This is a genomic window from Kitasatospora sp. NPDC001664, from assembly GCF_053596675.1.
In genome coordinates this window covers 176926-203862 of the sequence record NZ_JBSFGS010000014.1, presented here as the reverse complement: position 1 = coordinate 203862, position 26937 = coordinate 176926, and the positions used below count along the sequence as shown (strand labels likewise).

The following is a 26937-nucleotide window of genomic DNA, read 5'->3' as shown; positions in this document are numbered from 1 at the left end:
ATGGAGACACCACCATGAGCCGCAGTGACGTCCTGGTCGACGCCGACTGGGTCGAGGCCAACCTCGACAACCCGAAGGTCGTCGTCGTCGAGGTCGACGAGGACACCGCCGCGTACGACCTGAACCACATCCGCAACGCCGTCCGGATCGACTGGAAGCAGGACCTGCAGGACCCGGTCCGCCGCGACTTCGTCGACCAGGCCGGCTTCGAGGCGCTGCTCTCCAAGAAGGGCATCGGCAACGACGACATCGTGGTGCTCTACGGCGGCAACAACAACTGGTTCGCCTCGTACGCCTACTGGTACTTCAAGCTCTACGGCCACGGCGACGTCCGCCTGCTGGACGGCGGCCGCAAGAAGTGGGAGCTGGACGCCCGCGAGCTGGTCGCCGAGGTGCCCGAGCGCGCCGCGACCGAGTACAAGGCCCAGGAGCAGGACAAGTCCATCCGCGCCTTCCGCGACGACGTGGTGAACGCGATCGGCACCCTCAACCTGGTCGACGTCCGCTCGCCCGACGAGTTCGCCGGCCGCCTGCTCGCCCCGGCCCACCTGCCGCAGGAGCAGTCGCAGCGCCCGGGCCACGTCCCGTCCGCCCGCAACATCCCGTGGGCCAAGAACGCCAACGACGACGGCACCTTCAAGTCGGACGACGAGCTCGCGGCGCTCTACACCGCCGAGGGCGTCGACCTGGCGAAGGACACCATCGCCTACTGCCGCATCGGCGAGCGCTCCGCGCTCACCTGGTTCGTGCTGCACGAGCTGCTCGGCCAGACCAACGTCAAGAACTACGACGGCTCGTGGACCGAGTACGGCAGCCTGGTCGGCGTTCCGATCGAGCTCGGCGACAACTGAGCCTCGGCGCTCGAACCGTAAGGAAGGAAGACAGACATGTGCGGTGCGAAGGCCGGCGGCCCCGACCTGGCAGGAGTTGACGTGGCCAAGGAGACGATCATCCAGGGTTCCGTGACCCGCGACGGCGAGCCCGTCAACGGTTACGTCCGCCTCCTCGACGAGGGCGGCGAGTTCACGGCCGAGGTGCCCACCTCGGCGACCGGGCAGTTCCGCTTCTTCGCCCGTCCGGGCAAGTGGACGCTGCGCGCGCTGGTCCCGGGCGCGACCGTGGACCGCGTCGTGGTCGCCTCCCAGGGCGCCCAGACCGAGGTCGCGATCGCGGTCTGAGGACCCGTCACGACCACGGCGCCACCCGTGGCAGACGGCGGCCCCGTCACCCCCGCGCAGGGGGAGGCGGGGCCGTCCGCGTGCCGGGCGTCGGTTCCCGCACCCCGTAGGGTGGTTGCCCCGCGACCTACCCGCCGGTTCTCATTGGAGGGGAGAGAACCGGGGGACACGGGGGAGTGCGATGACGGGGGCAAGGGTGGCGCCGTTGGCCGGGGACGACCCGGTCCGGCTGGGGCCGTACCGGCTGCTCGGGCGGCTGGGTGCGGGCGGCATGGGCCGGGTCTACCTGGCCCGCGAGGACGGGCCGGACGGCAGGCTGGCGGCCGTCAAGACGCTGCTGCCGGAGGGCAGCCGCGACGAGGTGGACCGGCACCGGTTCGCCCGCGAGGCCAGGCTGGCCCAGCGGGTGGAGAGCGAGCACACCGTCCGGGTGCGCGGCGCCGATCCGGACGGCGACCCGCCGTGGCTGGCCCTCGACTACGTACCGGCGCCCTCGCTCGGCGAACTGGTCCGCACCGCCGGGCGGCTGCCCGGCTCCGCCGTCCGCTGGCTGGCCGCCGGGACGGCCGAGGCGCTGATGGTGCTGCACGCGCACCGCATCGTGCACCGCGACGTGAAGCCCTCCAACATCCTGCTGCCGCTGGACGGCCCCCGGCTGATCGACTTCGGCATCTCGCACGCCGCCGACCTCACCCGTACCGGCCTCACCCTCGGCACCCTCACCTTCACCTCGCCCGAACAGGCCCGGGGCGAACGCTCGGAGGCCGCCTCCGACGTCTACTCGCTCGGCGCCACGCTCTTCCACCTCGCGGTCGGCCGCCCTCCGTACCCGGACCACCACGACACGCTCCAGCTGCTCGCCCTGGTGCAGCACAACCGGCTCGACCTGACCGGCCTCCCCAAGGAACTGACCCCGCTGGTCCGCCCCTGCCTGGCCGCCGCACCCGGCGACCGGCCCACCCCCGCAGAGCTGCACGCCGCCTTCCTCGCCTCGCTGGACGGCCTCCCGGTCTCCTCCAGCGGCAGCCGCTGGCTCCCACCGCGCTGGACCGCCCTGATCGACGCGTACGAGCGGCGCGGCCGCGAGCTGGAGCTCGCCCACCCGTCCGGCGGCGAGTCGGCACCCACCAGGCTCGGACGGGTCCGGCGCCCCGGGTACGTCCCGGCTCCGCCGACACCCGCAGTGCCGACGCCTGAGCCGGCGCCGGCTCTGCCCGCCACACCGCCACCCGCCCCTGCGGCACCCGTCGGGCCGTCACCTGCCGGGCCGTCACCTGCCGCGCCGAGCCCGGATATTCGGCCGCAGTCCGCTGCCCGACCGCCCGCGGCGGCCCAGGGGCCCTCGGTGCCGCCGCCCGTCACCACCCTCCCGCTCCGACGGCCGTCCGTCCCGCCGCAGTCTCCCGTCCCGTCCCAGTTCCCGCCGCCGTCCTGGCCGGCACCGACACCCGCACCCGCACCGGTGCCCGCGGCACCCGGGCCGGACAGCCGCCCGCCGCAGCGGCCCGAGCGGCCCGAGCGGCCGCGCGCCCGCTGGTGGCCCGTCCTGCTGGCCGGGGTGCTGGTGTTCGTGATCGCCGCCGGTGCCGTCCTGCTGCGTCCGTGGCAGTGGGGCGAGGGCGGCGGGGCGGGCGACACCCCCGGGGCCCACGGCACCACGCCGCCCGTCTCCGCGCCGGCCACCCCGCCCACCGACGACCCGGGGCTGATCGCCAACCTGGCCTTCCAGGGCGTCGCGGCCGGCGAGTGCCTGAGCACCCACCGGCTGCCGGGCGGCACCTGGTCCACCCCGTTCCCGGAGGAGGTGCCGTGCGGTTCGGCCGAGGCGCGCCTCAAGGTCCTCGCGGCCCTCCCGGGCACCAGCGCCAAGGGCTGTCCGGACGGCGCGGGCCGGGGCTCCTGGGTGCACGCGGCGCCGATGGCCGAGACCACGCTCTGCCTGGAGCGCCAGTACCGGGAGGGCGAGTGTTTCCCGGTGAAGGGCACGGACGGGGATCCGCAGCTGCGGGCGGAGGACCTGCTCGGCAGTTGGCCGTGCGACGGGGCGCCCGCCGGGGCCCAGGGCTACGACGGCGCGCTGCGGATCACCGCCGTGCACCCGGGCCCGGTGCCGGACGGCGGCTGCCGCCGCGGCACGGACGACCAGGCCGTCTACCGCCAGTTGGAGGTGAACGGCGGCACCGTCCTGTGCACCACCCGGGTCTGACCCCGGCGGCCTTGCCGACGGCCGTACGGTGGAGGGGTGAGGCAACGCCGGAGGCACTTCTGGTACTTCGTCATGATGGGCGTCTGCCTGGGGACGTTCGTCCTGGCCTGGGGCGTGGTGCGCCTGTGGTCCGTGCCGGCCGCGATCGGCATGTGCGTGTTCGCCGCGGTGATCCCGCCGGTGGCCGCGGTCTTCGCCAACAAGCGCGACCCCGAGGACGACTGGTGGAACGACCCGCGCTGGGACGACCCCAAGTGGGACGATCCCGGCCACGACCGGGACCACCCCGACCACGAGGACGGTCAGTAGGGAGGACGGTCAGTAGACCAGCGCCTGGACGTCCTCGGCCATGACCTCCTGCACGAAGACCTGCGCCCCGGCGATCCGGGCGCCCTCGATCAGGTCCTTCTCCTCGATGCCCCGACGCGCCGCGCACTGGGTGCAGAGGGTGACCTGACCGCCCGCCAGCACCGACTCCAACAAGTCCGGCAGCGGTGCGGCGTGCGGGAGCTCGAACTCGGCAGCCCTCCCCGGCAGCACGAACCAGGAGGCCTCGCCGGTCAGCCAGAGCGAGACCTCGACGCCGCTGGCGACGGCGACCGCCGCCACCGTGAAGGCCTGCGAGCAGCGCTCCGGAGCCTCGGGACCGGCGGTGACCTTGATGACCAGCTTCTTCGGCATGCTGACACCCTATAAGTCGGTTCGGGCCAGGTGGCGGGGCTCACCGAGATCCCCGCACAACGGGCCGATAGACTCGTGGCCGTCCTGTTCAGTCTCCGCAACGCCGCAACTGGGAGCGCCTCGTGTCCGGTCTGGAATACTTCTTCGACGGCCTGCTCGTCCTGATGGCCGTCCTGATCACCTGGTTCGCCATCTTCTCCGTCATGAAGCTCTACCAGGGCCAGCGCTGACCACTGCCGTACGGTTGAGGCACCACACCGACGACAGCGACCAGGAACATGATCGAGATCCCTTCTGACCTCCACCCGGACGTCGTTTCGCTGGCCTTCCTCCTCGGCACCTGGGAGGGCGCGGGCGTCTACGCCCCTCTGCCCAATGAGGAGGGCCCCGGCACGGAGAAGTGCAACTTCGGCCAGGAGATCGTGTTCCGGCACGACGGCCGGGCCTTCCTCGAGTTCCGCTCCCGCAGCTGGGAGCTGGACGCCGAAGGCGAGAAGATCCGCCCGCTCGAGACCGAGCACGCCTTCTGGCGGGTCACCACCAACCAGCACGGCACCAGCGGCGAGCGCGAGATCGAGGTGTCCTCGGTCCGCGACGACGGCACCGTGGAGATCTGGTACGGCAAGCTGCACGACGGCAAGCCGCAGATCGACCTGGCCACCGACGCGGTCGCCCGGATCAGCGACGAGGTCCGCTACTCCGGCGGCAAGCGCCTGTACGGGCTGGTCAACGGCGAGGACCTGGCCTGGGTCGGCGAGAAGTCCGCGCCCGAGGTGCCGCTGCGCCCGTACATGTCGGCGCAGCTCAAGAAGGTGCTCAACCCGGCGAAGCTGATCCAGGACATCGCGGACCTGCCGGACGACGGCATCGCGTTCTTCCGCTGAGCCGTCCGGCTGCAAGCCCGACGAGGTAGGGACCGGCCCGTCGGCCGGTCCCTACACTTGTCGCCACGACCTCGACGAGACCCAGGGCAGGCACCGTGGCGGACACCGAGACCCCCTCCGACTGGAAGGCCGACCTGCGCGAGCGCGGGTACCGGCTCACTCCGCAGCGCCAGCTGGTGCTGGAGGCGGTCGACCGGCTGGACCACGCGACCCCGGACGACATCCTGCACGAGGTCCGCAAGACCGCCAGCGGCATCAACATCTCCACCGTCTACCGGACCCTGGAGCTGCTGGAGGAGCTGCGCCTGGTCTCGCACGCGCACCTCGGCCACGGCGCCCCGAGTTACCACCTGGCGGGCCGTCACCACCACCTCCACCTGGTCTGCCGGGACTGCGACTCGGTCATCGAGACCGACACCGCGATCGCCGCGCCGCTGGTGGAGAGCCTGAAGGCGGCGCACGGCTTCGACACCGACCTCAAGCACTTCGCCATCTTCGGCCGCTGCGCCGACTGCACCGCCAAACTCGAACGGGAGCAGTCGTAAGCTTGCGGGCATGAAGAGTCCGCTGCTTGCCCTGCCCGGTGCCGTCCCCGCCGAAGGAGCCGACGAGGGGGTGGCCGCGCACTACGGCGACCTCTTCCGCGAGCAGCGCGAACTGGCCGCCGGGCGCGGCTTCGTGGACCTCTCGCACCGGGGCGTGGTCACCGTCACCGGTGCCGACCGGCTCTCCTGGCTGCACCTGCTGCTCACCCAGCACGTCTCGGCGCTCCCGGCCCAGCAGGCCACCGAGGCGCTGATCCTCTCCCCGAACGGGCACGTCGAGCACGCGCTCTACCTGGTGGACGACGGCGAGACCACCTGGGCGCACGTGGAGCCGGGCACCCAGGAGGCGCTGATCGCCTACCTGGAGAGCATGAAGTTCTTCTACCGGGTCGAGGTCGCCGACCGCACCGGCGAGCTCGCCGTGGTGCACCTGCCGGCCGGTTCGGCCGCCTCCGCCGAGGGCGCCCTCGCGGTGCGCGAACTCCCCTACGGGCGGGACCTGTTCGTGCCGCGCGCCGAGCTGGAGTCGCTGGCGGCGGGCTACGGCCCGGCGGCCGGGGTCTGGGCGTACGAGGCGCTGCGGATCGAGGGGCACCGGCCCCGGCTGGGCTTCGAGACCGACCACCGGACCATCCCGCACGAGGTGGACTGGCTGACCAGCGCCGTGCACCTGCAGAAGGGCTGCTACCGGGGCCAGGAGACGGTCGCCCGGGTGCACAACCTCGGCCGCCCGCCGCGCCGGCTGGTCTTCCTGCACCTGGACGGCACCGAGGAGAAGCTCCCCGCGCACGGCGCCGAGGTGCTGCGGCCCGGCCAGGACCGCCCGGTCGGCTTCGTCACCTCCTCGGCCCGCCACCACGAGCTGGGCCCGATCGCGCTGGCCCTGGTGAAGCGGAACGTGCCGGTGGAGGAGGTGCTGCTCGCGGACGGCGTCCCGGGCAGCCAGGACGTGATCGTCCCCGCCTGACCGTCCCTCAGATCTCCAGCAGCACGGTGAACGGCCCGTCGTTCACCAGGCTGACCTTCATGTCCGCGCCGAACCGCCCGGTGGCCACGGTGGCCCCCAGCGCCCGGAGCTCGGCCACCACGGCGTCCACCAGCGGCTCGGCCTTCGGGCCGGGCGCGGCGGCGTTCCAGGTGGGGCGGCGGCCCTTGCGGGCGTCGCCGTAGAGCGTGAACTGGCTGATGACCAGCAGCGGCGCGTCGATGTCCGAGCAACTCTCCTCGGTGTCCCCGTGGGAGAACAGCCGCAGCGTCCAGAGCTTGCGGGCCAGTTGGGCCGCCTTCTCCGGGGTGTCCTCGTGCGTCACGCCGACCAGGACGCAGAGCCCCGGGCCCTCGATCGCGCCGACCGTCTCGCCGTCCACCGTCACGGCCGCCTCGGCGGCCCGCTGCACCACTGCTCGCATGCGGCACATTCTGCCCCAGGCGTCACAGCGCGCCCCCGGCGCGTGGACAGGCCCCGCACGCCGGGGGCGCGCGGAGCCCGGCGGACGAGCCCCCGCGCGGCCTGCGGATTGTCCTCGTCGTATCAGCCACCCCCCTTCGCCAGGGGGCCGTTCGGGGGTACGGGCGGTGCGAGGGACGGCTGCGGATGGCACGCTGTGGACGGCGCGCGGGCGGCCCCTGTTCGGAGGTTTCGAACGCACGCATCCCTCGCACGGGTGGTCTCCTCCTCCGCCGGGAACCCTCGGCACCGGGCGGTCGTGCACGGGGTGACGGGGCGTCAGGGGGAGGTACGGTGACCGGAACAGCGGCAGGTGGTTGGTTGATGGACGCGAGCAGCACGGCCCACGACGAGCAGGCGTACGGGCTCACCGGCCTGGGGCTGGAGCGGCTGCGGCTGATCCGCCGGGACGCCCAGGACCAGGAGGCCGACCTCTCCTACCTGCGCCGGCTGCTGCACGGGCGCCTGGACATCCTGCGGGCCGAGCTGGAGCGCCGCCGGCTGGCCACCGACCGCCCGGAGGCGGACGACCTGCTCGGCCGGCTGCCGTCGATCCTGGCCGACGCCCCGTCAGGGGTGCGCCGGCCCGCCCGGCACCTGCGGATGGGCCCGCCGCGCGGCGAGCGCTACCAGCGGGAGGCGGACGCCCTGATGGGCGACGTCCAGCTGGCCGACCTCGGGGCGCACGGCACCGAGGAGCTGCTGGCCGCGGTGGAGCGGCTGACCGTGCACGAGCGGGAGGTCTCCGGACGCCGCCAGGCGCTCCAGCGGCGGGCCGACGACTGCAGCGCGGAGATCACCCGCCGGTACCGGGAGGGCGAGGCCCGGGTGGACGACCTGCTGGCCGGGGGCTGACCGGAGGCCGACCGGGGCGACCCGACCCGGGCGGCCGCGTGCACGTGCGGCCGCGTGCACGTGCGGCGGGCACCCGGCTGGGGCACGGTGGGTTGGTCGGGGGACCGTCCACGGACTCGCCGTCCGCAGAGCAGGGAGCCAGCCATGACCGACCACGTCTACCGGGTCACCGAGATCGTCGGATCCTCCACCGAGAGCGTGGACGCCGCCATCCGCAACGGCGTCGGCCGCGCCGCCCGCACCCTGCGCAACCTCGACTGGTTCGAGGTGACGCAGATCCGGGGCCACCTCGCCGACGGGGAGGTGGCGCACTTCCAGGTCGGCCTGAAGGTCGGCTTCCGCCTCGACGACGAGGACTGAGGGCTGACGGGAGGTCAGCTCCTCGGCTCCCGGGCCGGCAGCACCAGCGGCGCGCCGGTCCCGGGGTGGGGGAGGACCTCCACGGGGTGGCCGTAGACCTCGCTGAGCAGCCCCGCGGAGAGCACCTCGGCCACCGGCCCGTCGGCCGCCGGAAGGCCCCGGGCGAGCAGGGTGATCCGGTCCGCGTAGGCGGCGGCCAGCGAGAGGTCGTGCAGCACGACCACCACCGCGTCCCCGGCGGCGGCCCGCTCCCTGGCCACCCGGAGCACCAGCTCCTGGTGGCGCAGGTCGAGCGCCGCCGTCGGCTCGTCCAGCAGCAGCACGGCGGCCCGCTGGGCCAGCACCCGGGCCAGCGCCACCCGGGCCCGCTCGCCGCCGGAGAGCGCGGTGAACGGCCGCTCGGCGAAGGCGGTGGACTCGGTGGCGGCCAGCGCCTCGGCCACCGCCGCCTCGTCCTGCGCCTCGGCCGCCGTCCCGGCCCACGGGGCGCGGCCCATCCGGACCACCTCCCCGGCCGTGAACGGGAAGGTGAGGGCCGAGGACTGCGGCAGCAGCGCACGGTGCAGGGCGAGTTCGGCCGGCCGGTAGGAGCCGAGCGGGCGGCCCAGCAGCCGCACCTCGCCGGCCGTCGGGGCGTTGTCCCCGGCCAGCACCGAGAGCAGGGTGGACTTGCCCGCCCCGTTCGGGCCGAGCAGCGCCAGCACCTCCCCGGCGCGCACCACCAGGTCCACCCCGCCCAGGAGTTCGCGTCCGCCGAGGCTCAGTCGCAGCCCCTCGGTGACGAGCACCTCGGTGCCCGGTGCGGGGCGCTCCGGCACCTGCCGCCGTGGCCGCCTCATGCCCAACCTCCCTGCTTGGTACGGGTCCTGCGGAGCAGCCAGAAGAAGAACGGGCTCCCGATCAGCGCGGTGAGCACCCCGAGCGGCAGCTCGGCGGGCTGGGCCAGGGTGCGCGCGGCCAGGTCGCCGAGCAGCAGCACCAGGGCGCCGGCCAGGGCGCTGCCGGGCAGCAGGAAGCGGTGGCCGGGGCCGGCCAGCATCCGCAGCAGGTGCGGGACGACCAGGCCGACGAAGCCGATCACGCCGCTGACCGAGACGGCGGCGGCGGTCAGCAGCGCGACCACGGTGATCAGCACCAGGCGCATCCGCTCCACGTCCACGCCGAGGTGCCGGGCCGGGCGCTCGCCGAGCGCCAGCAGGTCCAACTTCCGTGCGTACAGCGGCGCGACGGCCAGCCCGAGCAGGGCGAAGGGGAGCACGGCGAGCACCTTGCCCCAGGTCGCCTGGGCCAGTGAGCCGAGCTGCCAGAAGGTCACCTGGCTGATCGCGGCGGAGTCGGCGGTGAACAGGAAGAGGCCGATCAGCGCACCGCAGAAGGCGTTCACCGCGACGCCGGTGAGCACCAGGGTGACCACCTCGGTCCGGCCGCCGGAGCGGGAGAGGGCGTAGACCGCGAAGACGGTGGCCAGGCCGGCTCCGAAGGCGAAGACGGTGACGGTCCAGCCGCCCAGCGCGTCCAGGCCGAGCACGATGCAGGCCACCGCGCCGACCGCGCCGCCGGAGGAGACCCCGATCACGCCGGGCTCGGCCAGCGGATTGCCGAAGACGCCCTGCATCAGCGCGCCGGCGCAGCCCAGGGAGGCACCGACCAGCAGGGCCAGCACCACCCGGGGGAAGCGCACGTTCCACAGCACCGACTCGGGGACCCGCTCCAGGGCGTGGCCGCCGAGGCCCAGGCGGTGCGCGACGGAGGCCAGCACGTCGCCCAGCGGCACCTGGTAGGCGCCGGTCCCGGCGGCCAGCAGGGCGGCGAGCAGCAGGGCGAGGGCCAGGCCGGCGGTGAGCAGGGTGGAGCGGTCCGGGCGCCGGGCCTTCGAGGGGGCGGTGGCGGCCGCGAGCGGGCGGTCCTGAAGGGCGGTCACTTCCCGGCCCCGTAGAGCTGGGAGGCGATCGAGGTCAGCACCCCGGGGGTGCGGGGGCCGTAGCTGAGCAGTTCGCCGTCCGGGATCGAGACCACCCGGCGGTCCAGCCCGGCCGGGGTCTGGGCCACGCCGGGGAGCTTGAGCAGCCCGTCCACGCCGCCGACCGACTCCAGGCCCTTGCCCATCACCAGGACGGCGTCCGGGGCGGCCTTGACCAGGGCCTCGCCGGTGAGCGGCGTGAAGTCGCCGGTCAGCCCGGCGGCGGTGCCCGCGTCGCTGCCGCCGACGGCCTCGATCAGCGAGACGGCGCCGGAGTCCGGACCGCCGAGCAGGAAGACCGAGGCGCTGCCGCGCAGGTAGAGGAAGGCCACCTTGGGGTGCTTGCCGTCGGCCTTGATCCCGGCCCGGACCTCGGCGGTGCGGGCGGCCGTGCGCTCCGTCAACTGCCGTCCGGCGTCCGGGACCCCGAGGGCGGCGGCCACCTTGGCGATCCGCAGGTCCACGTCGGAGAGCCGCTTGGCGTCGTCCAGCACCACCAGCGGCACCCCGGCGGCCCGGATCTGGGCCACCGCCTCGGCGGGGCCGGTGGAGCGGTCGGCCAGCACCAGGGTGGGGCGCAGCGAGAGCACGCCCTCGGCCGAGACGTCGTGGGCCTGGGTGATCACGGGCAGGGCGGCGGCCTGCTCGAAGGTGGTGGAGACGTCCCGGGCCACCACCTTGGAGCCCAGGCCTAGGGAGAAGACCAGTTCGGCCAGGCTGCCGTTGAGCGGCACGATCCGCTCGGCGCTGGTGACGGTGACCTGGCGGCCGTCGGCCGAGTCGACCGTGACCGGCAGGGTCGGAGCGGGGGTGGCGGCCAGCGGCTCGACCCGGTCCGGGGCGGCGGCCGCGGCGGACGTGGGGGTGGGCGTCCCGGCGCCGGCGGCGCCGCAGCCGACGGCGGTCGCGAGCAGCAGGGCGAGGCCCAGCGCGCGGGCGCGGATTCGGTGGTTCGCCGTCAACTGCTGCTCCTCGTAGGGGTGCTGGGCACCTCCGGGCGCTTGAACGCGGGGTGGACCCGGGGTGACTCTTGACGCATATATTAGGTTAGCCTTACCTCAGATAAGCAAGGGGGGGTTCCCTCGGAACCCGCCGTGCCTTGCCGCACCCCGCCGACCTGGAGCGCTCCGCCATGCCCTTCTCGTCCCGCCTGCGCCGCCTCGCCGCGACCCTCGCCGCGACCCTGGTCGCGGCGCTCGCCGCCCTGCTGACCCTGGCGGTGCCGACGGCCTCCGCCGCCCCCGGCACGGTCTCCGGCGGACGGCTCGACTGGGGCATCAAGCACTCCTTCCTCAGCTACGTCACCGGCCCGATCGCCAAGGGCAGTTGGAGCCTGACCGGCGGCGCCGCCACGGTCGGCGGGGACACCTTCCGGTTCCACTCGGCCACCGGGACGTACGACCCGGAGAGCGGTGCACTCACCGCCGCGCTCTCCGGCGGGGTCACCTTCAAGGGCCACGAGACCAACGGCACCTTCGCCCTCGACATGAAGCTGAGCCGGTTCACCGTGAAGGCCGGCTCCGGCAGCGGCGGGCTCTACGCGGACGTGGTCAGCAAGGCCAAGGACACCGGCACGGTGAGCAGCGCGAGTCAGGTGAAGCTGGCCGAGCTCGGACTCGGCGGGATCGACCTGCGCGGCCAGGGCGGCACGATCACCCTGTCCAAGGTGCCCGCCACGCTCACCGGCTCCGGGGCCACCGCCTTCGGCAACTTCTACCCGGCCGGGACGGAGCTCGACCCGCTGACCCTCTCGGTCAACGTCAAGGCGGCCGCCGCGCCCACCCCGAGCGCGACCCCGACGCCGAGCGCCACGGCCAAGCCCGCCGACACCCCGGCGGCCACCACCGCCCCGTCCGAGAGCGCCACCGCGGCACCTGCCTCGACCCGCACCGAGTTCGCCAACGGCGCGCTGGACTGGGGCGTGCGGCGCACCTTCCGGGACTACGTCACCGGCACCATCGCCAAGGGCGGCTGGCAGCTGGACGGCGGTGCGGCCGACGGCGGCGCCTACTTCCGCTGGACCCCGGCGAAGGGCTCGTACGACCCGGCCACCGGAGAACTGGCCGCCGCCTTCACCGGCACGGTCCGCTTCCGGGGCATGGAGAGCGGCGGCGCGTACGGCCTCGACCTGGCGCTGACCGCCCCGACCGTGAAGGTCGCGGGCGGAAAGGGCACGCTGGCCGCCGACGTCTCCGGCAGGACCGCCAACGGCGAGGCCCAGCAGCTGTCCGGCGTGGTGCTGGCCACCTTCGACGCCGCCGGCCTCAAGCCCGAGGGCGGTCTGCTCAAGGCCGCCGAACTCCCGCTCGCCCTCACCGAGGAGGGCAGCAAGGCCTTCGGCGGGCTCTACCCGGCCGGCACCGCCATGGACCCGCTGGGCTTCGCCGTGGCCCTCGACCCGGCCGCCGCCCTGCCGCCGCTGCCGGACCTCGGCTCCGTCCCGCCCACCGCCCCGGCGAGCCCCTCCACGGGCGCCCCGGCCACCCCCGTGGCCGCTGCCTCGGACTCCTCCTCCGGCTGGGTGCCGTCCGCCGTGATCGGCGGCGTGCTGGTGGCCGGAGCCGCCGTGGGCACCACCCTGCTGGTCCGCCGCCGCCGGGCCGCCTGAACTCCCCTTCCTCTCCCCCCGCTTGAAGGAGCATCACCGTCATGCCCGTCACTCCCACCGCCACCCGTCGCAACCGCACCCCGCTCCCGGCCCTGGCCGCCGCCGCGATAGGCCTCGGCCTGACGGCCGTCGGCGTGCCCAGCCTGGCCTTCGGGGCTCCGGCCAAGGTGGTCTACGACCAGGGCTCGTTCGACTGGGGAGTGAAGAGCAGCTTCCTCAAGTACCTGGAGGGCCCGGCCTCCCAGGGCGGCAAGGTCGAGCTGACCGGCGGCGCGGGCCGGAACGCGGACGGCACGCTGCACTTCGACGGGGCGGGCGAGTACGACCCCACCACCCACGCGCTCTCCGGCACGTTCACCGGCGGGGTCCGGTTCACCGCCCACGGCGGCCAGATGGACATCACCCTGACCGACTTCAAGCTCACCACCAGCGGCACCACCGGCTCGATCACCGCCGACGCCTCCACGGTGGAGCTGGTCGAGGACCCGGCCACCAAGGCGAAGTCGCCCAAGGTGGTCAAGCGCGAGGACGCCCCGCTGGTCACCTTCGCGGTCGGCCGGGACACCACGGCCGGCGTGCCGGCGGCGGCCACCCTGACGGCGGACGGTTCGGCGGTCTTCGGCGGCTTCTACCAGGCGGGCGCCGCGATGGACCCGGTGAAGATCGTGCTCGCCAAGTCCACGCCCACCACCTCGCCCTCGCCCTCCACCAGCCCGTCCTCCTCGCCGTCCGCCTCCGCGTCCCCGTCCGCCTCCGCGTCGCCCTCCGCCTCGGCGTCCCCGTCGGCGTCGGCCTCGCCCTCCGCGTCCGCATCCCCGTCCTCCTCGCCCAGCCCCTCGGCCTCGGCGTCGGCCTCCGCTTCGCCGAGCACCGCTCCGACGGAACTCCCGATCGTGGACGGCCGGTTGGAGTGGGGCGTCAAGGAGTCCTTCCGCAAGTACCTGGCCATGCCGGCCAGCGGCGGCAAGGTGGAGTTCGGCGGCGGCGCGGCCGACTACCGGTTCGGCAAGGGCAGCGGCTCGTACAACACCAAGACCCACGGCGTCACCGCCGGCTTCCAGGGCTCGGTCCGCTTCCTGGCCCACCCCAAGGGCGACGCGTACGAGCTGGACCTGACCATCGCCAACCCGGGTGTGTCGATCGAGCGGGCCGGCGCCTTCCTGACCGCCGACCTCACCTCCAAGGCGACCGACGGCACGACCGCGCAGTGGAAGGGGATGAAGCTGGCCGCACTGGACGTCTCCAAGGCGAGCTTCGCCCCGGTCAACGGTCTGGTGACGCTCGATCAGCTGCCCGCCACCCTGACCAAGGAGGGCGCCACCGCCTTCGCCGGCTTCTACAACGAGGGCGACGCGCTGGACCCGGTCAACGCCGTGCTCTCCTTCGACAAGGACGCCACCCTGCCGACCTCCTCGGCGAAGCCCTCCACCCCGGCCCCCTCGGCCGGTACGGGCGCCGTCAACGGCGGCACCACCACCGGTGGTTCGACCGGCGGCGGTGCGGTGCTGACCAGTGACGGCGGCGGCTCGCTCGGCTCGAACGGCCAGCTGGCCTCGACCGGCATGGACACCCCGGTGGTCCCGCTGGTCGCCACCGCGGCCGGGCTGCTGCTGCTCGGCACCGGCACCACGGTGCTGGTCCGGCGCCGCACCCGCTGACGACATGACGGTGCCCCCGCCGGGAGTCGAACTCCCGGCGGGGGCACCGTCGTACGGTCCCGCTCAGGCGCTGAGCGGGTAGCGCAGGTCGAGGTCGGCGAAGAGCGCGCTGTTCAGGCCGAAGGCCCGCTTGGTCTCCTCGACCACCCGGCGGCGCTCGACCTCGTCCAGCTCCAGGCCGGCGACGTCCAGCTTGGCCCGGTAGTCGCGCTTGAACGCGGCCGGGTTGCCGACCTCGTCGAAGACGTAGAAGTGCACCCCCGCGCCCTTCTTCTCGAAGCCCCAGGTCTTCTCCGCGATGCCGCGGATGATCTGACCGCCCGACAGGTCGCCCAGGTAGCGGGTGTAGTGGTGGGCCAGGTACCCGGCCGGCCACTGCTCCACGAGCTCCTCCAGCCGGGCCGCGTACGCGGCGGTGGCGGGCAGCGCGACCAGCCCGTCCCGCCAGCCGGCGCCGCGCAGGTGGAGCAGGTCGGCCTCCAGGGCGGCGGTGCGGAACAGCGCCGGGTCGATGAACCGACCGACCACCGGGTGCTCGGCCAGCTCGGCCGCCCGGCCCTCCAGGGCCCGGTAGACGAACCAGAGTTGGCCCGACAGCTCGGCGTAGGCGTCCACCCCGAGCCGTCCGTTCAGCAGGTGCCCCATGAAGGCCGAGCCTTCTGCGGCCTCGTGCTCGGCGGCGCTCGCGGTGCGCAGCACGGTGGAGAACGGCGTGGGCTCGGGGTTGGTCATGAGGACCTCCGTGGTGGGGGGAAGACGATCCCGATTCTCTATGGTTAGCCTTACCTAAGTCAACGTGATGCCGACAGCTTGTCGGTAAGAGCGTGGATGAAAAAAGGGACCGGGGCGAGCAGTCAGCTGCTCGCCCCGGTCCCGGGAGTGACGGGGCCTCAGTGGCCGCCGTTCTCCTCGAAGCGCTTGATCGAGGCGTTGATCTCGGCCTCGGCCTCGGTGCGACCGACCCAGTCGGCACCCTGGACCGACTTGCCGGGCTCCAGGTCCTTGTAGACCTCGAAGAAGTGCTGGATCTCCAGGCGGTCGAACTCCGACACGTGCTGGATGTCCTGCAGGTGCGACCAGCGGGGGTCGGTCGCCGGGACGCAGAGCAGCTTGTCGTCGCCGCCGGCCTCGTCGGTCATCTTGAACATGCCGATGGCGCGGCACTTGATCAGGCAACCGGGGAAGGTCGGCTCCTCCAGGATGACCAGCGCGTCCAGCGGGTCGCCGTCGTCCGCGAGGGTGCCCTCGACGTAGCCGTAGTCGGCCGGGTAGCGGGTCGAGGTGAAGAGCATCCGGTCAAGACGGAGGCGACCCGACTCGTGGTCGACCTCGTACTTGTTGCGGGAGCCCTTCGGGATCTCGATCAGGACGTCGAACTCCAACGGTTCCTCCAAGGTAGGGACTGACAGGATCTAGTGTCTCCTACGGCAGGGTGTGCTCAGGAAAGGGGCCCGGTGGTGCAGCGAGGGACGGGGGTGCGGCGTGGCCGCACGGCGGCGGTGGCCGGAGTGCTCGGGGTCGCGCTCACCGCGGGCGGTCTGACGGCGGCCTCCGCCGCGCCGAGCCCCAAGGCGGGCCAGAGCAGCGGACGTCCGTCCGCCCCGGCCTCCGGGGCGTCGGCCACCGGTGCGCCCAGGCCGCCGGCCCCCGCCGGGCCGAAGCTGGCCGCCACCGGCGGCGCCGTGCTCGCCGCGAGCGTCACCGGCGACACCGGGCTGCCCACCACCGCCGGACTCCAGCGCGACCTGGGCGCCCTGGTGCAGGACAAGGCGCTCGGCACCCTCAGCTTCGCCGTCACCGACGGCGTCACCGGTGCCCTGCTCTACGGCGGCAACGAGAACACCGCGGCCACCCCCGCCTCCACCACCAAGCTGCTCACCGCGGTCGCCGCGCTGCACCTCGTCCCCGGCGACACCCGGCTCTCCACCCGGGTCGTGCAGGGCGCCACCCCCGACGAGATCGTGCTGGTCGGCGGCGGTGACCCGACGCTCTCCACCCTGCCGGTGGCCGACGTCCGGGTCGGCGGCATGCCGGTGGACGAGGACACCGCCCCCGCCTCGCTCGCCGACCTCGCCCAGCGGACCGCCGCCGCCCTCAAGTCCGCCGGGGTCACCTCGGTCAAGCTCGGCTTCGACGCCTCGCTCTTCACCGGTCCGATCCGGCACGCCCAGCACGACGCCACCAACATCGCCGACGTCACCCCGCTGATGGTGGACGAGGCCAAGAACGACCCGCGCTCCCAGGAGGAGGCCCCCGTCCGGGTCGCCGAACCCGCGACCAAGGCCACCGAGGCCTTCGCCGCCCTCCTCGGCGGGCTCGGGATCACCGTCCAGGGCAAGCCCGTCGCCAGGACCGCCACGGCCGGCGCGGCCGAACTCGCCGCCGTGAAGTCGCCGACGATCGACCGGTTGGTCGAGCGCTTCCTCACCACCTCCGACAACCTCCTCACCGAGACGATCGCCCGTCAGGTCGCCCTCGCCGCCAAGCAGCCCGCGAGCTTCGAGGGCGCCTCGCTCGCCACCCGGCAGACCCTGGAGTCGCTCGGCGTCCCGATGGCCGGCGTCGTCCTCAACGACGGCAGCGGCCTGCACACCGGCGACCAGCTCTCCCCGCTGGTCCTCGCCAAGGTCCTCGCCCTCGCCTCCTCGCCCGAACACCCCCGGCTGCGCCCGGTGTTGACCGGCCTCCCGATCGCCGGCTTCACCGGCACCATGGCCGGCCGCTTCGCTAAGTCCCCCGAGGGCATCGGCATCGTCCGGGCCAAGACCGGCACCCTGGCCGGCAGCGGCATCTACACCCTGGCCGGCACCGTCATGAACGCCGACGGCCGTCCGCTCACCTTCGCCCTGATGACCCGCACCACCGCTTCGGGCGACGCCGCCCGCGCCGCCATCGACCGCGTCATCGCCCGCCTCGCCGCCTGCGGCTGCCGCTGAGGCACACGGGCTGCGTCCCGCAGGGGCGCGGGGAACTGCGCGAGTACGGAAGGCGGCTCACCTGCACCTGAGGGCACGTCAGCCGGTTGCAGGTGCTGCCGTTCCCCTGCGCGCAGTTCCCCGCGCCCCTGAGGCCCCTGCGGGGCCACCGGGCCGCAAGCGTGTGCCCCGGGCGGGGGTTCCCGTACGGTGAGGGCATGACGAGCGCGAGCGGTGGGGCTGGGATGGTCGACTGGGATCTCGCGGTCGCTACGGCGACCCGGCTGGTGCGGCCCGGCCCGGAGGTGACCCGCGCCGAGGCCCGCGAGGTGGTCTCCGAACTCCGGCGCCACGCGCTGGAAGCGGAGGAGCACGTCCGCGCCTACACCCGGATGGCGTCCTCCAGCCTGCTCGCCGCCGACTCCACCCCCGTGCTGGTGGTCGACCGGCCCGGTTGGGTGCGGGCCAACGTGGCGGGCTTCCGCACCGTCGTGCGCCCGCTGGTCGAGAAGCTCCAGGCCCGCCGCACCGACACCCCGGGCGCCGCCGTGTTCGGCTCGATCGGCGAGAAGGCCACCGGCGTCGAGATCGGCGCGGTGCTGGCCTTCCTCTCCGGGAAGGTGCTCGGCCAGTACGAGACCTTCGCTCCGGCCGAGTACCCGGGCCCGCTGCCGAGCGCCCCGGACAGCCCCGAGGGGATCATGGACTCGCCCCGCGTCGGGCTCCGTCCGCCGTCCCCCGGACGGCTGCTGCTGGTCGCGCCGAACATCGTCCAGGTGGAGCGCGAACTCGACGTCGACCCGCACGACTTCCGGCTCTGGGTCTGCCTGCACGAGGAGACCCACCGGACCCAGTTCACGGCGGTGCCGTGGCTGCGCGACCACATCCAGTCCGAGGTGCAGTCCTTCCTGGCGCAGACCGAGGTCGACCCGGTGGCGCTGCTGGAGCGGGCGCGCGGGCTGCTCGGCGGGCGCGGCGAGGGGGAGCGCGAGCGGGGCTCGTTGATGGAGGTCGTGCAGTCGCCGGGCCAGCGCGAGACCCTGAACCGGTTGACGGCCGTGATGTCCCTCCTGGAGGGGCACGCGGACGTGGTGATGGACGGGGTCGGGCCGGTCGTGGTGCCGAGCGTGGGGGAGATCCGGGAGAAGTTCCAGCAGCGCCGTCAGCTCGGGGCGGGGCGGCTGGACCTGGTGATCCGTCGGCTGCTCGGGATGGACGCCAAGCTCCGCCAGTACCAGGACGGCGCGGTCTTCGTCCGCGGCGTGGTGGACCGCGTCGGCATGGACGGCTTCAACCGTGTCTGGACCTCCCCGAACACCCTCCCCACCAAGGAGGAGATCCACAACCCCGCCGCCTGGGTGACCCGGGTCGCGCCGTAGCGGGGGTCGCCTGCGGCGGGCTCGTGCGAAGGGGACGGAGTTCGCCTGCGGCGGGCTTGCCGGATGGGGGAGGGGCGTCGCCCGCGTCACGCCGTAGGCGCCCCGCAGGGGCGCGAGGAACTGCGCGCTCGGGAACGGCAGCACCTGCAACTGGCTGACGGAGGTTCAGTTGCCGGTGCCCCGCCTCCCGACTCGCGCAGTTCCTCGCGCTCCCGGGGTAGCCGCTTTCGCCGGGCTGCCGTTCCCCTGCGGGGCGCACCCACGCGGGGGTCGTACACCGGTGCCGTCAGGTTGACCCGATGGCGGTGAGGGAACGTTTCTTCATTCACTCGTACGTGGGACCGTGGTCGTACCGGTGGCGAGGGTGGCGTGGCCGGTGCCCGGATTCTGCGACCATCTGTGAGCATCCGGTGACCGTGGGCTGACGCCGCGTCACCGTTCCCGCTCCGCCCCCGTGCCAAGGAGTGCCTCCCCGTGGGACCACACCCCGCCGTCGCGGCGATACGCCTCGCCGTCCGCCGCACCCTCGCCGAACTCGCCGCAGACCTGGGCGACATCACCCCCGCCGCCCGCTCGCCGCGCGGCCGCCCCGCCGCCCTCGCGCTGAGCGGGGCCCCGGCCCCTGAGCCGGCCGGCACCGCCACCGCGCTGATCGGCAACGCCCGCCGCCACCCCTCCGGGCTGCCCCGTACCCCCGCCGCCCCCGGTTCGCCGCTGGTGCTGGTCGCGGTGAGCGGCGGTGCCGACTCGATGGCGCTGGCCATCGCCACCGCCTTCGAGGCGCCCAAGCTCGGCCTGCGGGTGGGCGCGGTGACGGTGGACCACGGACTGCAGGACGGCTCCGAGGAGCGGGCCCGCCAGGTGGCGGACCGGCTCGCCGAGCTGGGGCTGGACCCGGTGGAGGCGGTCCAGGTGCTGGTGGGCCGTCAGGGCGGCCCGGAGAACGCCGCCCGGGAGGCCAGGTACGCCGCGCTGGACGAGGCAGCCGAGCGCTTCGGCGCGGTGGCGGTGCTGCTCGGGCACACCCGGGACGACCAGGCCGAGACGGTGCTGATGGGCCTGGCCCGCGGGTCGGGCGCCCGGTCGCTGGCCGGGATGCCGGCCCAGAAGGGCCGCTACCGGCGGCCGTTGCTGGAGCTGGACCGGGCGGCGACCCGGCAGGCGTGCAAGGAGCAGTCGATCCCGGTCTGGGACGACCCGCACAACTCCGACCCGGCCTACACCCGGGCCCGGGTGCGGCACGAGGTGCTGCCGGTGCTGGAGAAGCACCTGGGCACCGGGGTGGTCGAGGCGCTGGCGCGGACCGCTCGGCTGTTCCGGGACGACGCCGACGCGCTGGACCAGTGGGCCGCGCTGGCCGAGCGCGACCTCCGGACGGCCGAAGGGGCCCTGGACGTCACGAGGTTGGCCGAACTGCCGTCCGCCGTCCGCCGCCGGCTGCTGCGCCGGGCCGCGCTGCGGGCGGGCTGTCCGGCCGGTGACCTGTTCGCCCGTCACCTCGAAACGGTGGACCTGCTGGTCACCGGATGGCGTGGTCAGGGGCCGTTGCACCTACCCGGAGGGGTGGAGGTCACCCGCACGTGTGGCACGCTGGTGTTCCGGCGCCAGGGCGACTGACGGGTGAACACCAGGTCGCAGGGCTGCCGCAGACACAGGACCCCGAACGTTTGAGGACGTATCCCCGGTGGATCACAACGACATGGGCGCCGACCTGGCGAAGGTGCTCATCAGCAAGGACGAGATCGACGCCAAGCTCCTGGAGCTCGGCGAGCGGATCGACCAGGACTACGCCGGCCGCGACCTGCTCATCGTCGGCGTCCTCAAGGGCGCCGTCATGGTGATGGCCGACCTGTCCCGGGTGCTGCACTCCAAGGTCACCATGGACTGGATGGCGGTCTCCTCCTACGGCATGGGCACCAAGTCCTCGGGCGTGGTCCGGATCCTCAAGGACCTGGACACCGACATCTCGGGCCGGGACGTCCTGATCGTCGAGGACATCATCGACTCCGGCCTGACCCTGTCCTGGCTGCTCAACAACCTGCGCTCGCGCGGCCCGGCCTCCCTGGAGGTCTGCACCCTGCTGCGCAAGCCGGACGCCGCCAAGGTCGAGATCGACGTCAAGTACGTCGGCTTCGACATCCCGAACGAGTTCGTGGTCGGCTACGGCCTGGACTACGCGGAGAAGCTGCGGAACCTGCCGTTCATCGGCACCCTGGCCCCGCACGTGTACGGCGGCTGACGGGCCGTCGGAAGAGAGTGCCCCGATCGGGCGACGGGCGGGAACAGTGCGATGTTCCCGCCCGTTGTGCCGGGGTAGGAAAATACGTCGTAGTCGTCGTGCTCCCGCCGTCGGCGGTGAAGGCTGCGGTACGGTCCCATAAACCGCTCTTCTCATGAGCACATACCGGATGCGCCGACGGCCACAGCCGATCAGCGCTGTTGAGTGGCAGGAGGGACGGGGCGGCAACGCCCCGCATGGATGGACGTCAAGCGATACTTCCGTGCGCCGATCATGTGGATCGTGCTGGCCGTCCTCGCCGTCATTGTGCTGATGCAGGTCGTCTCCGACTCCAGCGGCTCCAAGACGGCGGACACCAGCCAGGTCGTCTCCGCGATCAGGAACAACCAGGCGCAGTCGGTGCAGATCACCACCGGCGACTCGAATCTGATCAAGGTCGAGCTGAGGGACGGTCAGAAGCTGCCCGCGGGCAGCAACGGCAAGGTGCCCTCGGGCTCCAAGTTCCAGGCCTCGTACGTCGGCGACCAGGGCGCGACCCTGGCCGAGTGGCTCACCGCCAACCCGACCAGCGTGCCGAACGGCTACACCGTCGTGCCCGAGAAGCAGTCGACCTTCGTCAGCCTGCTGCTGTCGATGCTGCCGATCGTCATCATCGTGCTGGTCTTCCTGTTCCTGATGAACCAGATGCAGGGCGGCGGCTCCCGGGTCATGCAGTTCGGCAAGTCCAAGGCCAAGCTGCTCACCAAGGACACCCCGAAGACCACCTTCGCCGACGTCGCGGGCGCGGACGAGGCGGTGGAGGAGCTCCACGAGATCAAGGAGTTCCTGCAGGAGCCGGCCAAGTTCCAGGCGGTCGGCGCCAAGATCCCCAAGGGCGTGCTGCTGTACGGCCCGCCCGGGACGGGCAAGACCCTGCTGGCCCGTGCCGTGGCCGGCGAGGCGGGCGTCCCGTTCTACTCGATCTCCGGCTCGGACTTCGTCGAGATGTTCGTCGGTGTCGGTGCCTCCCGGGTCCGCGACCTGTTCGAGCAGGCCAAGGCGAACGCCCCGGCGATCGTCTTCGTCGACGAGATCGACGCGGTCGGCCGCCACCGCGGCGCCGGCCTCGGCGGCGGTCACGACGAGCGCGAGCAGACCCTCAACCAGCTGCTGGTCGAGATGGACGGCTTCGACGTGAAGGGCGGCGTGATCCTGATCGCCGCCACCAACCGGCCGGACATCCTGGACCCGGCGCTGCTGCGCCCGGGCCGCTTCGACCGCCAGATCGCGGTGGACCGCCCCGACCTGATGGGCCGTCTGGAGATCCTGAAGGTCCACCAGAAGGGCAAGCCGGTCGCCCCGGACGTCGACCTCTCGGCCGTCGCCAAGCGCACCCCCGGCTTCACCGGTGCCGACCTGTCCAACGTGCTCAACGAGGCCGCCCTGCTGACGGCCCGTTCGGACAAGAAGCTGATCGACAACTCCATCCTGGACGAGGCGATCGACCGCGTCGTGGCCGGCCCGCAGAAGCGGACCCGGATCATGTCCGACAAGGAGAAGAAGATCACCGCGTACCACGAGGGCGGCCACGCCCTGGTCGCGGCGGCCTCCCCGAACGCGGACCCGGTCCACAAGATCACCATCCTGTCCCGCGGCCGCGCCCTGGGCTACACGATGGTCCTCCCGGACGAGGACAAGTACTCGACCACCCGGAACGAGATGCTCGACCAGCTGGCCTACATGCTGGGCGGGCGCGCGGCGGAGGAGCTGGTCTTCCACGACCCGACCACCGGCGCCTCGAACGACATCGAGAAGGCCACCGCCACCGCGCGGGCCATGGTCACCCAGTACGGCATGACCGAGCGCCTGGGTGCGATCAAGTTCGGCTCCAGCGACTCGGAGCCGTTCCTGGGCCGCGAGATGGGCCACCAGCGCGACTACTCCGAGGAGGTCGCCGGGCTGGTGGACGAGGAGGTCAAGAAGCTCATCGAGACCGCGCACAACGAGGCCTGGGAGATCCTGGTCGAGAACCGCGACGTGCTCGACAACCTCGTTCTGGAGCTCCTCGAGAAGGAGACCCTGAACAAGGAGCAGATCGCCGAGATCTTCAGCTCCATCGTCAAGCGCCCGGCCCGGCCGGCCTGGACGGGCTCCGCCCGCCGGACGCCGTCCACCCGCCCGCCGGTGCAGTCCCCGAAGGAGCTGGCGATGAACAACGCCGCTCAGGCGGAGGCCGCCCCGCAGGTCGACATCGTCAAGCTGCCGGAGACCTCCCCGGAGGCCTGACACCGCCTGACGGCCGATCGGAATGGATGCCGCGCCACCCGGGTTTGTACCCTGGAGGCGCGGCATCCGTGCTGCTCGGACCCATTCCCACTGACTCCACTGACCAGCTTGCGAGGCCCGCATGATCGACCCGGTGACTCTGGACCAGGACCCCGCGATCGGGGAGTTCGACCAGAAGCGCGCGGAGGCCGCCGTGCGTGAGCTGCTGCTGGCGATCGGCGAGGACCCGGACCGCGAGGGCCTGCTGGAGACCCCGGCCCGGGTGGCCCGGGCCTACCAGGAGATATTCGCGGGCCTGTGGCAGAAGCCGGAGGACGTCCTCTCCACCACCTTCGACCTGGGCCACGACGAGATGGTGCTGGTCAAGGACATCGAGGTGTACTCCACCTGCGAGCACCACCTGGTGCCGTTCCGGGGCGTCGCCCACGTCGGCTACATCCCGTCCACCAGCGGCAAGATCACCGGCCTCTCCAAGCTGGCCCGGCTGGTGGACGTCTACGCCCGCCGCCCCCAGGTCCAGGAGCGCCTCACCAGCCAGGTGGCCGACTCGCTGATGCGCATCCTGGAGCCGCGCGGCGCCATCGTGGTGATCGAGTGCGAGCACATGTGCATGTCGATGCGCGGCATCCGGAAGGCCGGCGCCAAGACCATCACCTCGGCCGTCCGCGGCCAGCTCCGCGACCCGGCCACCCGGGCCGAGGCGATGAGCCTCATCATCGGTCGCTGAGCCGGTCGCCGAACCGGTCGCTGATCCCCCCGCAACGCCCTGGGTTGACGAGACGTCAGCCCAGGGCGTTGCGCTTGGCCGGCATCCGCAGGGTGACCATCCGGCGCCAGCCCCAGAGCCGGTCGTACAGGTAGAGGCCGTACACGCCGGCGGCCAGCAGCAGCCGCTGGTGCCGGGGCCAGCCCAGGATCCGGCCCAGCGCGGTCATCACGGCCAGCCCGACGTCCCGGTGGGTGCGGATCTCGCCCCGGGCGATCGACTCCAGGGTGTGCCGGATGTACGGGCCGTGGCCCCGGGCGGCCAGCCGGAGCAGCTCCTCGTGGCAGTAGGCGAGGTGGTCGTCCTCGTCGGCGGAGATCATCCGCATCGCCCGGTCCAGGTCGGGGTTGCCGGCGTAGGCCTTGGCCAGCTGGCGCATCTGCTCGGACGCGCGTTGCTCGGTGACCCGGCTGTGCGCCAGGTAGGTGATGATCTCGCGGTCGGAGAGCGGGGCGCCCGAGGTCAGCCGGTCGTGCGAGAGGCCGATGCCCTGACGCTCCAGCAGCATGCAGTAGTCGGTCTCCGGCGGGACCTCCACCTTCTCCAGGCCGCGCTTGCGCAGCAGCTGGGTGAAGATCCGGCCGTGCTTGCGCTCGTCCGCGCCGTGCCGGGCCACCTTGGGGGCCAGCACCGGATCGGCGGTGAGCTCGGTGATCCGCTCGTTCTCCCAGCCGCCCTGGTCCTCACCGCCGGCCGCCACCGAGCAGAACAACTGGTAGGCGCGGTCGTCCGCGTAGATCTGCTGGAACAGCGATCGGGTGCTGAGCATGGCGGAGCCTCTCCTCCGGTCGGGGGATCCATCCTGTGCCGGGGCGCTCCGGGCGGGCCACCGGTGCTGCGCCGGGCGGGTGCCCGGGGGTGTGGCCGACCGGTGGGGAGGAGGGGTGCAACCGGGGGCCTAGAATGCTGCGTCCACGGTGTGCGGCACGCCTGCGGGTGCCGATCCGCGCACGCGTCGGCCGAGCATCCGTCAGGTCGCAACGCCCACCCGTCCCCAGGGCACCACCGTCCGCCGCGCACCCGGAACGAGCCTGTCCGGGAGCTCATCTGACGGTCCGATTGCCAGAACAAGGATTTGTCATGAAGGTTCCGCACGACGCCCCCACCGGAGGGGCGGAACTGCCCGCGGCAGCCCCTACGCTGACACCCCGTGAGTACGCCCGTGTCCGTTGAACCGACCCAGGAGCAGCCCCGCCGGCGGCTCCAGACGCTGCGCACCCAGGCGGCGGCCGTGCCCCGGGCCTGGCTGCCCGGCGCCGTGGGGTACACCTGTCTGCTGATCGGCCTGGTGGACATCGCCTGCGCCGTCTTCCCGAAGCTGCGCGGCACCAAGATGCAGTGGCTGGCCGGCCAGCTCCCCGGCGGCACCACCACCCTGGCCGCCGCCGGCACCCTGATGGTCGGCCTGCTGCTGGTGATGCTGGCGCACGCGCTGCGCCGCCGCAAGCGCCGCGCCTGGCGGGCCGTCTGCGTGCTGCTGCCGATCGGCGCCGGGCTGCACCTGCTGCGCTGGCACCAGATCGGCCCGGCGGTGATCTCGCTGGTGCTGTTCGTGGTCATGCTGGTCCACCACCGCGAGTTCTACGCCAAGGCCGACCCGCGCACCCGCTGGCGCGCCGGTGCCGCCTTCGTCCTGCTGGCCGCCGTCTCGGTCGGCCTCGGCCTGCTGATCGTCGGCGTCCGCCACGGCGCCGAGGTCAACACCCCCGGCCTCGCCGAGCGGCTCCAGCACGTCCTCTACGGCCTGGTCGGCTTCGAGGGCCCGGTCGACTACCGCTCCGAGCGGGTCGCCTGGTACGTCGGCTACTCCCTCGGCGCGCTCGGCCTGATCACCGCCGGCACCACCGCCTACCTGGCGCTGCGCCCCGAGAAGCCCGAGCCCGAGCTCACCGCCGAGGACGAGGTGAAGGTCCGTCAGCTGCTGGAGCGCCACGGCGAGCGGGACTCGCTCGGCTACTTCGCCCTGCGCCGCGACAAGAGCGTGCTCTTCTCGCCCACCGGCAAGGCCGCCATCTCCTACCGGGTGGTCTCCGGCGTGATGCTCGCCTCCGGCGACCCGGTCGGCGACCCCGAGGCCTGGCCCGGCGCCATCAAGGTCTTCATGGCCGAGGCCCGCGCCCACGCCTGGGTCCCCGCCGTGATGGGCTGCTCCGAGCAGGGCGGCGAGATCTGGACCCGGGAGGCCGGCCTCGACGCGATCGAGCTCGGCGACGAGGCCATCGTCGACACCGAGGCCTTCTCGCTCTCCGGGCGCGCCATGCGCAACGTCCGGCAGATGGTGAAGCGGATCGAGCGCAACGGGTACTTCTGCCAGGTCCGCCGGGTCGGTGACCTGACCCTGGAGGAGAAGCGCCGGATCGCCGACGCCGCCGCCCGCTGGCGCGGCACCGACACCGAGCGCGGCTTCTCCATGGCGCTCGGCCGGTTCGGCGACCAGGGCGACGACGCCTGCGTGGTGGTCACCGCGCACAAGGCCCCCGAGGAGGGCGAGCCGGCCGACGCGGACGACCTCAAGGCGGTGCTGCACTTCGTGCCGTGGGGGCCGGACGGGATCTCGCTGGAGCTGATGCGGCGTGACCGGGCGGCCGACCCGGGGCTGAACGAGCTGCTGATCGTGGCCGCGCTGCAGGCCGTGCCGGCGCTCGGCGTGCGGCGGGTGTCGCTGAACTTCGCGATGTTCCGCTCGGCGCTGGCGCGCGGGGAGCGGATCGGGGCGGGGCCGGTGCTGCGGGCCTGGCGCGGGCTGCTGGTCTTCCTCTCGCGGTGGTTCCAGATCGAGTCGCTGTACAAGTTCAACGCCAAGTTCCAGCCGGAGTGGGAGCCGCGGTTCCTGGTCTACCCGCAGACCCGGGACCTCCCGCGGATCGGCTTCGCCGCGATGCAGGCGGAGGCCTTCATCACCCTGGGGCTGCCGACGCCGTGGCGCCGCAAGCAGCGGCAGGGCCTGATGCCGGACGCTCCGCGGCTCACCAAGGCCGCCTGAGGCCGAAA

At 73.1% G+C, this 26937-nt stretch carries 26 protein-coding genes; 18 read left to right on the top strand and 8 right to left on the bottom strand.

From position 1 onward, the window contains the following. The first annotated feature begins 14 nt into the window (after positions 1 to 14). From ACWCYY_RS21535 to ACWCYY_RS21520, 4 genes are all read left to right on the top strand, one after another. Positions 15 to 851 (top strand): sulfurtransferase, encoded by an 837-nt coding sequence (locus ACWCYY_RS21535; protein WP_345286861.1) that lies wholly within the window; start codon positions 15 to 17, stop codon positions 849 to 851. 36 nt (positions 852 to 887) lie between these two features. After that, positions 888 to 1178, top strand: a complete 291-nt coding sequence (locus tag ACWCYY_RS21530) for a DUF1416 domain-containing protein (protein ID WP_057227860.1) — start codon at positions 888 to 890, stop codon at positions 1176 to 1178. Between the two features lie 181 nt (positions 1179 to 1359). Then, positions 1360 to 3384 carry a serine/threonine-protein kinase gene (locus ACWCYY_RS21525; RefSeq protein WP_449796947.1) on the top strand — a complete coding sequence of 675 codons (2025 nt, stop codon included), beginning with the start codon at positions 1360 to 1362 and terminating at the stop codon, positions 3382 to 3384. Positions 3385 to 3420: 36 nt separating this feature from the next. Then, positions 3421 to 3693, top strand: coding sequence for a DUF3099 domain-containing protein (locus ACWCYY_RS21520; RefSeq protein WP_345283609.1), 273 nt, complete (start codon positions 3421 to 3423; stop codon positions 3691 to 3693). A gap of 9 nt (positions 3694 to 3702) precedes the next feature. On the opposite strand, the gene ACWCYY_RS21515 is transcribed toward ACWCYY_RS21520, so the two are convergent. Next, the gene (locus tag ACWCYY_RS21515; protein WP_345283611.1) at positions 3703 to 4065 is read right to left on the bottom strand and encodes a DsrE family protein; all 363 of its coding nucleotides are present in this window, start codon (positions 4063 to 4065) and stop codon (positions 3703 to 3705) included. Positions 4066 to 4343: 278 nt separating this feature from the next. Here ACWCYY_RS21515 and ACWCYY_RS21510 point away from each other — a divergent pair, with 278 nt between their 5' ends. The 3 genes from ACWCYY_RS21510 (at position 4344) to ygfZ (ending at position 6461) form a co-directional block, all read left to right on the top strand. After that, positions 4344 to 4949, top strand: coding sequence for an FABP family protein (locus ACWCYY_RS21510; protein WP_449796946.1), 606 nt, complete (start codon positions 4344 to 4346; stop codon positions 4947 to 4949). 95 nt (positions 4950 to 5044) lie between these two features. Further along, positions 5045 to 5494, top strand: coding sequence for a Fur family transcriptional regulator (locus ACWCYY_RS21505; protein ID WP_449796945.1), 450 nt, complete (start codon positions 5045 to 5047; stop codon positions 5492 to 5494). Positions 5495 to 5504: 10 nt separating this feature from the next. After that, a complete protein-coding gene (gene ygfZ / locus ACWCYY_RS21500; protein ID WP_449796944.1) occupies positions 5505 to 6461 on the top strand; it encodes a CAF17-like 4Fe-4S cluster assembly/insertion protein YgfZ in 957 nt (318 codons plus the stop codon). 7 nt (positions 6462 to 6468) lie between these two features. Here the strand turns inward: ygfZ and dtd are convergent, their stop codons facing one another. Further along, complete coding sequence (dtd, locus tag ACWCYY_RS21495; protein ID WP_345283619.1) at positions 6469 to 6903, bottom strand: D-aminoacyl-tRNA deacylase; 435 nt, start codon at positions 6901 to 6903, stop codon at positions 6469 to 6471. Positions 6904 to 7265: 362 nt separating this feature from the next. Here dtd and ACWCYY_RS21490 point away from each other — a divergent pair, with 362 nt between their 5' ends. Both ACWCYY_RS21490 and ACWCYY_RS21485 read left to right on the top strand, forming a co-directional pair. After that, complete coding sequence (locus ACWCYY_RS21490) at positions 7266 to 7796, top strand: RsiG family protein (RefSeq protein ID WP_449796943.1); 531 nt, start codon at positions 7266 to 7268, stop codon at positions 7794 to 7796. Positions 7797 to 7940: 144 nt separating this feature from the next. After that, positions 7941 to 8156: a dodecin gene (locus tag ACWCYY_RS21485; protein ID WP_345283622.1), complete on the top strand. Its 216-nt coding sequence runs from the start codon at positions 7941 to 7943 to the stop codon at positions 8154 to 8156. A 14-nt stretch (positions 8157 to 8170) separates the two neighbouring features. Here ACWCYY_RS21485 and ACWCYY_RS21480 read toward each other — a convergent pair whose 3' ends face one another. Genes ACWCYY_RS21480 through ACWCYY_RS21470 form a run of 3 tightly spaced genes read right to left on the bottom strand, consistent with a single transcriptional unit; the run spans position 8171 to position 11078 of the window. Then, positions 8171 to 8995 (bottom strand): heme ABC transporter ATP-binding protein, encoded by an 825-nt coding sequence (locus ACWCYY_RS21480; RefSeq protein ID WP_449796942.1) that lies wholly within the window; start codon positions 8993 to 8995, stop codon positions 8171 to 8173. Then, a complete protein-coding gene (locus ACWCYY_RS21475; protein ID WP_449796941.1) occupies positions 8992 to 10077 on the bottom strand; it encodes a FecCD family ABC transporter permease in 1086 nt (361 codons plus the stop codon). Before ACWCYY_RS21475 ends, ACWCYY_RS21480 begins: the two co-directional genes overlap by 4 nt. Further along, a complete protein-coding gene (locus ACWCYY_RS21470; protein WP_449796940.1) occupies positions 10074 to 11078 on the bottom strand; it encodes a heme/hemin ABC transporter substrate-binding protein in 1005 nt (334 codons plus the stop codon). The genes ACWCYY_RS21475 and ACWCYY_RS21470 overlap by 4 nt, the downstream gene beginning before the upstream one ends. A 170-nt stretch (positions 11079 to 11248) precedes the next feature. On the opposite strand from ACWCYY_RS21470, the gene ACWCYY_RS21465 reads away from it, so the two are divergent. Next, a complete protein-coding gene (locus tag ACWCYY_RS21465; protein WP_449796939.1) occupies positions 11249 to 12724 on the top strand; it encodes an HtaA domain-containing protein in 1476 nt (491 codons plus the stop codon). A 41-nt stretch (positions 12725 to 12765) separates the two neighbouring features. Further along, positions 12766 to 14382 (top strand): HtaA domain-containing protein, encoded by a 1617-nt coding sequence (locus ACWCYY_RS21460; RefSeq protein ID WP_449796938.1) that lies wholly within the window; start codon positions 12766 to 12768, stop codon positions 14380 to 14382. Positions 14383 to 14445: 63 nt separating this feature from the next. Here the strand turns inward: ACWCYY_RS21460 and ACWCYY_RS21455 are convergent, their stop codons facing one another. Together ACWCYY_RS21455 and ACWCYY_RS21450 are read right to left on the bottom strand one after the other, a co-directional pair. Next, entirely contained in the window at positions 14446 to 15114 is a 669-nt protein-coding gene (locus ACWCYY_RS21455) for a biliverdin-producing heme oxygenase (RefSeq protein WP_449796937.1), read from the bottom strand. Between the two features lie 158 nt (positions 15115 to 15272). Continuing rightward, on the bottom strand, positions 15273 to 15764 hold the full coding sequence (locus ACWCYY_RS21450) for an inorganic diphosphatase (protein WP_345283634.1): 492 nt from the start codon (positions 15762 to 15764) through the stop codon (positions 15273 to 15275). Between the two features lie 75 nt (positions 15765 to 15839). Here ACWCYY_RS21450 and dacB point away from each other — a divergent pair, with 75 nt between their 5' ends. From dacB to folE, 6 genes are all read left to right on the top strand, one after another. After that, on the top strand, positions 15840 to 17318 hold the full coding sequence (dacB, locus tag ACWCYY_RS21445) for a D-alanyl-D-alanine carboxypeptidase/D-alanyl-D-alanine endopeptidase (protein ID WP_449796936.1): 1479 nt from the start codon (positions 15840 to 15842) through the stop codon (positions 17316 to 17318). A gap of 197 nt (positions 17319 to 17515) precedes the next feature. Then, the gene (locus ACWCYY_RS21440; RefSeq protein ID WP_345283638.1) at positions 17516 to 18676 is read left to right on the top strand and encodes a zinc-dependent metalloprotease; all 1161 of its coding nucleotides are present in this window, start codon (positions 17516 to 17518) and stop codon (positions 18674 to 18676) included. 474 nt (positions 18677 to 19150) lie between these two features. Then, positions 19151 to 20293, top strand: coding sequence for a tRNA lysidine(34) synthetase TilS (tilS, locus tag ACWCYY_RS21435; RefSeq protein ID WP_345283640.1), 1143 nt, complete (start codon positions 19151 to 19153; stop codon positions 20291 to 20293). Positions 20294 to 20375: 82 nt separating this feature from the next. Beyond that, positions 20376 to 20915: a hypoxanthine phosphoribosyltransferase gene (hpt, locus tag ACWCYY_RS21430; RefSeq protein WP_380149463.1), complete on the top strand. Its 540-nt coding sequence runs from the start codon at positions 20376 to 20378 to the stop codon at positions 20913 to 20915. A gap of 240 nt (positions 20916 to 21155) precedes the next feature. Continuing rightward, positions 21156 to 23180 carry an ATP-dependent zinc metalloprotease FtsH gene (gene ftsH, locus ACWCYY_RS21425; RefSeq protein WP_345283644.1) on the top strand — a complete coding sequence of 675 codons (2025 nt, stop codon included), beginning with the start codon at positions 21156 to 21158 and terminating at the stop codon, positions 23178 to 23180. Between the two features lie 121 nt (positions 23181 to 23301). Continuing rightward, on the top strand, positions 23302 to 23907 hold the full coding sequence (folE, locus tag ACWCYY_RS21420) for a GTP cyclohydrolase I FolE (RefSeq protein WP_345283646.1): 606 nt from the start codon (positions 23302 to 23304) through the stop codon (positions 23905 to 23907). A 55-nt stretch (positions 23908 to 23962) separates the two neighbouring features. On the opposite strand, the gene ACWCYY_RS21415 is transcribed toward folE, so the two are convergent. Beyond that, entirely contained in the window at positions 23963 to 24715 is a 753-nt protein-coding gene (locus tag ACWCYY_RS21415) for a ferritin-like domain-containing protein (protein WP_449796935.1), read from the bottom strand. 441 nt (positions 24716 to 25156) lie between these two features. On the opposite strand from ACWCYY_RS21415, the gene ACWCYY_RS21410 reads away from it, so the two are divergent. Beyond that, a complete protein-coding gene (locus tag ACWCYY_RS21410) occupies positions 25157 to 26929 on the top strand; it encodes a phosphatidylglycerol lysyltransferase domain-containing protein (RefSeq protein WP_449796961.1) in 1773 nt (590 codons plus the stop codon). Positions 26930 to 26937: the final 8 nt, after the last annotated feature.

What these genes read in the sequence shown, in the direction of transcription:
- ACWCYY_RS21535 (WP_345286861.1), top strand. Translation starts at nt 15, where the DNA reads ATGAGCCGCAGTGACGTCCTGGTCGACGCCGACTGGGTCGAGGCCAAC.
- ACWCYY_RS21530 (WP_057227860.1), top strand. Translation starts at nt 888, where the DNA reads ATGTGCGGTGCGAAGGCCGGCGGCCCCGACCTGGCAGGAGTTGACGTG.
- ACWCYY_RS21525 (WP_449796947.1), top strand. Translation starts at nt 1,360, where the DNA reads ATGACGGGGGCAAGGGTGGCGCCGTTGGCCGGGGACGACCCGGTCCGG.
- ACWCYY_RS21515 (WP_345283611.1), bottom strand. Translation starts at nt 4,065, where the DNA reads ATGCCGAAGAAGCTGGTCATCAAGGTCACCGCCGGTCCCGAGGCTCCG.
- ACWCYY_RS21510 (WP_449796946.1), top strand. Translation starts at nt 4,344, where the DNA reads ATGATCGAGATCCCTTCTGACCTCCACCCGGACGTCGTTTCGCTGGCC.
- ygfZ (WP_449796944.1), top strand. Translation starts at nt 5,505, where the DNA reads ATGAAGAGTCCGCTGCTTGCCCTGCCCGGTGCCGTCCCCGCCGAAGGA.
- dtd (WP_345283619.1), bottom strand. Translation starts at nt 6,903, where the DNA reads ATGCGAGCAGTGGTGCAGCGGGCCGCCGAGGCGGCCGTGACGGTGGAC.
- ACWCYY_RS21490 (WP_449796943.1), top strand. Translation starts at nt 7,266, where the DNA reads ATGGACGCGAGCAGCACGGCCCACGACGAGCAGGCGTACGGGCTCACC.
- ACWCYY_RS21485 (WP_345283622.1), top strand. Translation starts at nt 7,941, where the DNA reads ATGACCGACCACGTCTACCGGGTCACCGAGATCGTCGGATCCTCCACC.
- ACWCYY_RS21480 (WP_449796942.1), bottom strand. Translation starts at nt 8,995, where the DNA reads ATGAGGCGGCCACGGCGGCAGGTGCCGGAGCGCCCCGCACCGGGCACC.
- ACWCYY_RS21465 (WP_449796939.1), top strand. Translation starts at nt 11,249, where the DNA reads ATGCCCTTCTCGTCCCGCCTGCGCCGCCTCGCCGCGACCCTCGCCGCG.
- ACWCYY_RS21460 (WP_449796938.1), top strand. Translation starts at nt 12,766, where the DNA reads ATGCCCGTCACTCCCACCGCCACCCGTCGCAACCGCACCCCGCTCCCG.
- ACWCYY_RS21455 (WP_449796937.1), bottom strand. Translation starts at nt 15,114, where the DNA reads ATGACCAACCCCGAGCCCACGCCGTTCTCCACCGTGCTGCGCACCGCG.
- ACWCYY_RS21440 (WP_345283638.1), top strand. Translation starts at nt 17,516, where the DNA reads ATGACGAGCGCGAGCGGTGGGGCTGGGATGGTCGACTGGGATCTCGCG.
- hpt (WP_380149463.1), top strand. Translation starts at nt 20,376, where the DNA reads ATGGGCGCCGACCTGGCGAAGGTGCTCATCAGCAAGGACGAGATCGAC.
- ftsH (WP_345283644.1), top strand. Translation starts at nt 21,156, where the DNA reads ATGGACGTCAAGCGATACTTCCGTGCGCCGATCATGTGGATCGTGCTG.
- folE (WP_345283646.1), top strand. Translation starts at nt 23,302, where the DNA reads ATGATCGACCCGGTGACTCTGGACCAGGACCCCGCGATCGGGGAGTTC.
- ACWCYY_RS21415 (WP_449796935.1), bottom strand. Translation starts at nt 24,715, where the DNA reads ATGCTCAGCACCCGATCGCTGTTCCAGCAGATCTACGCGGACGACCGC.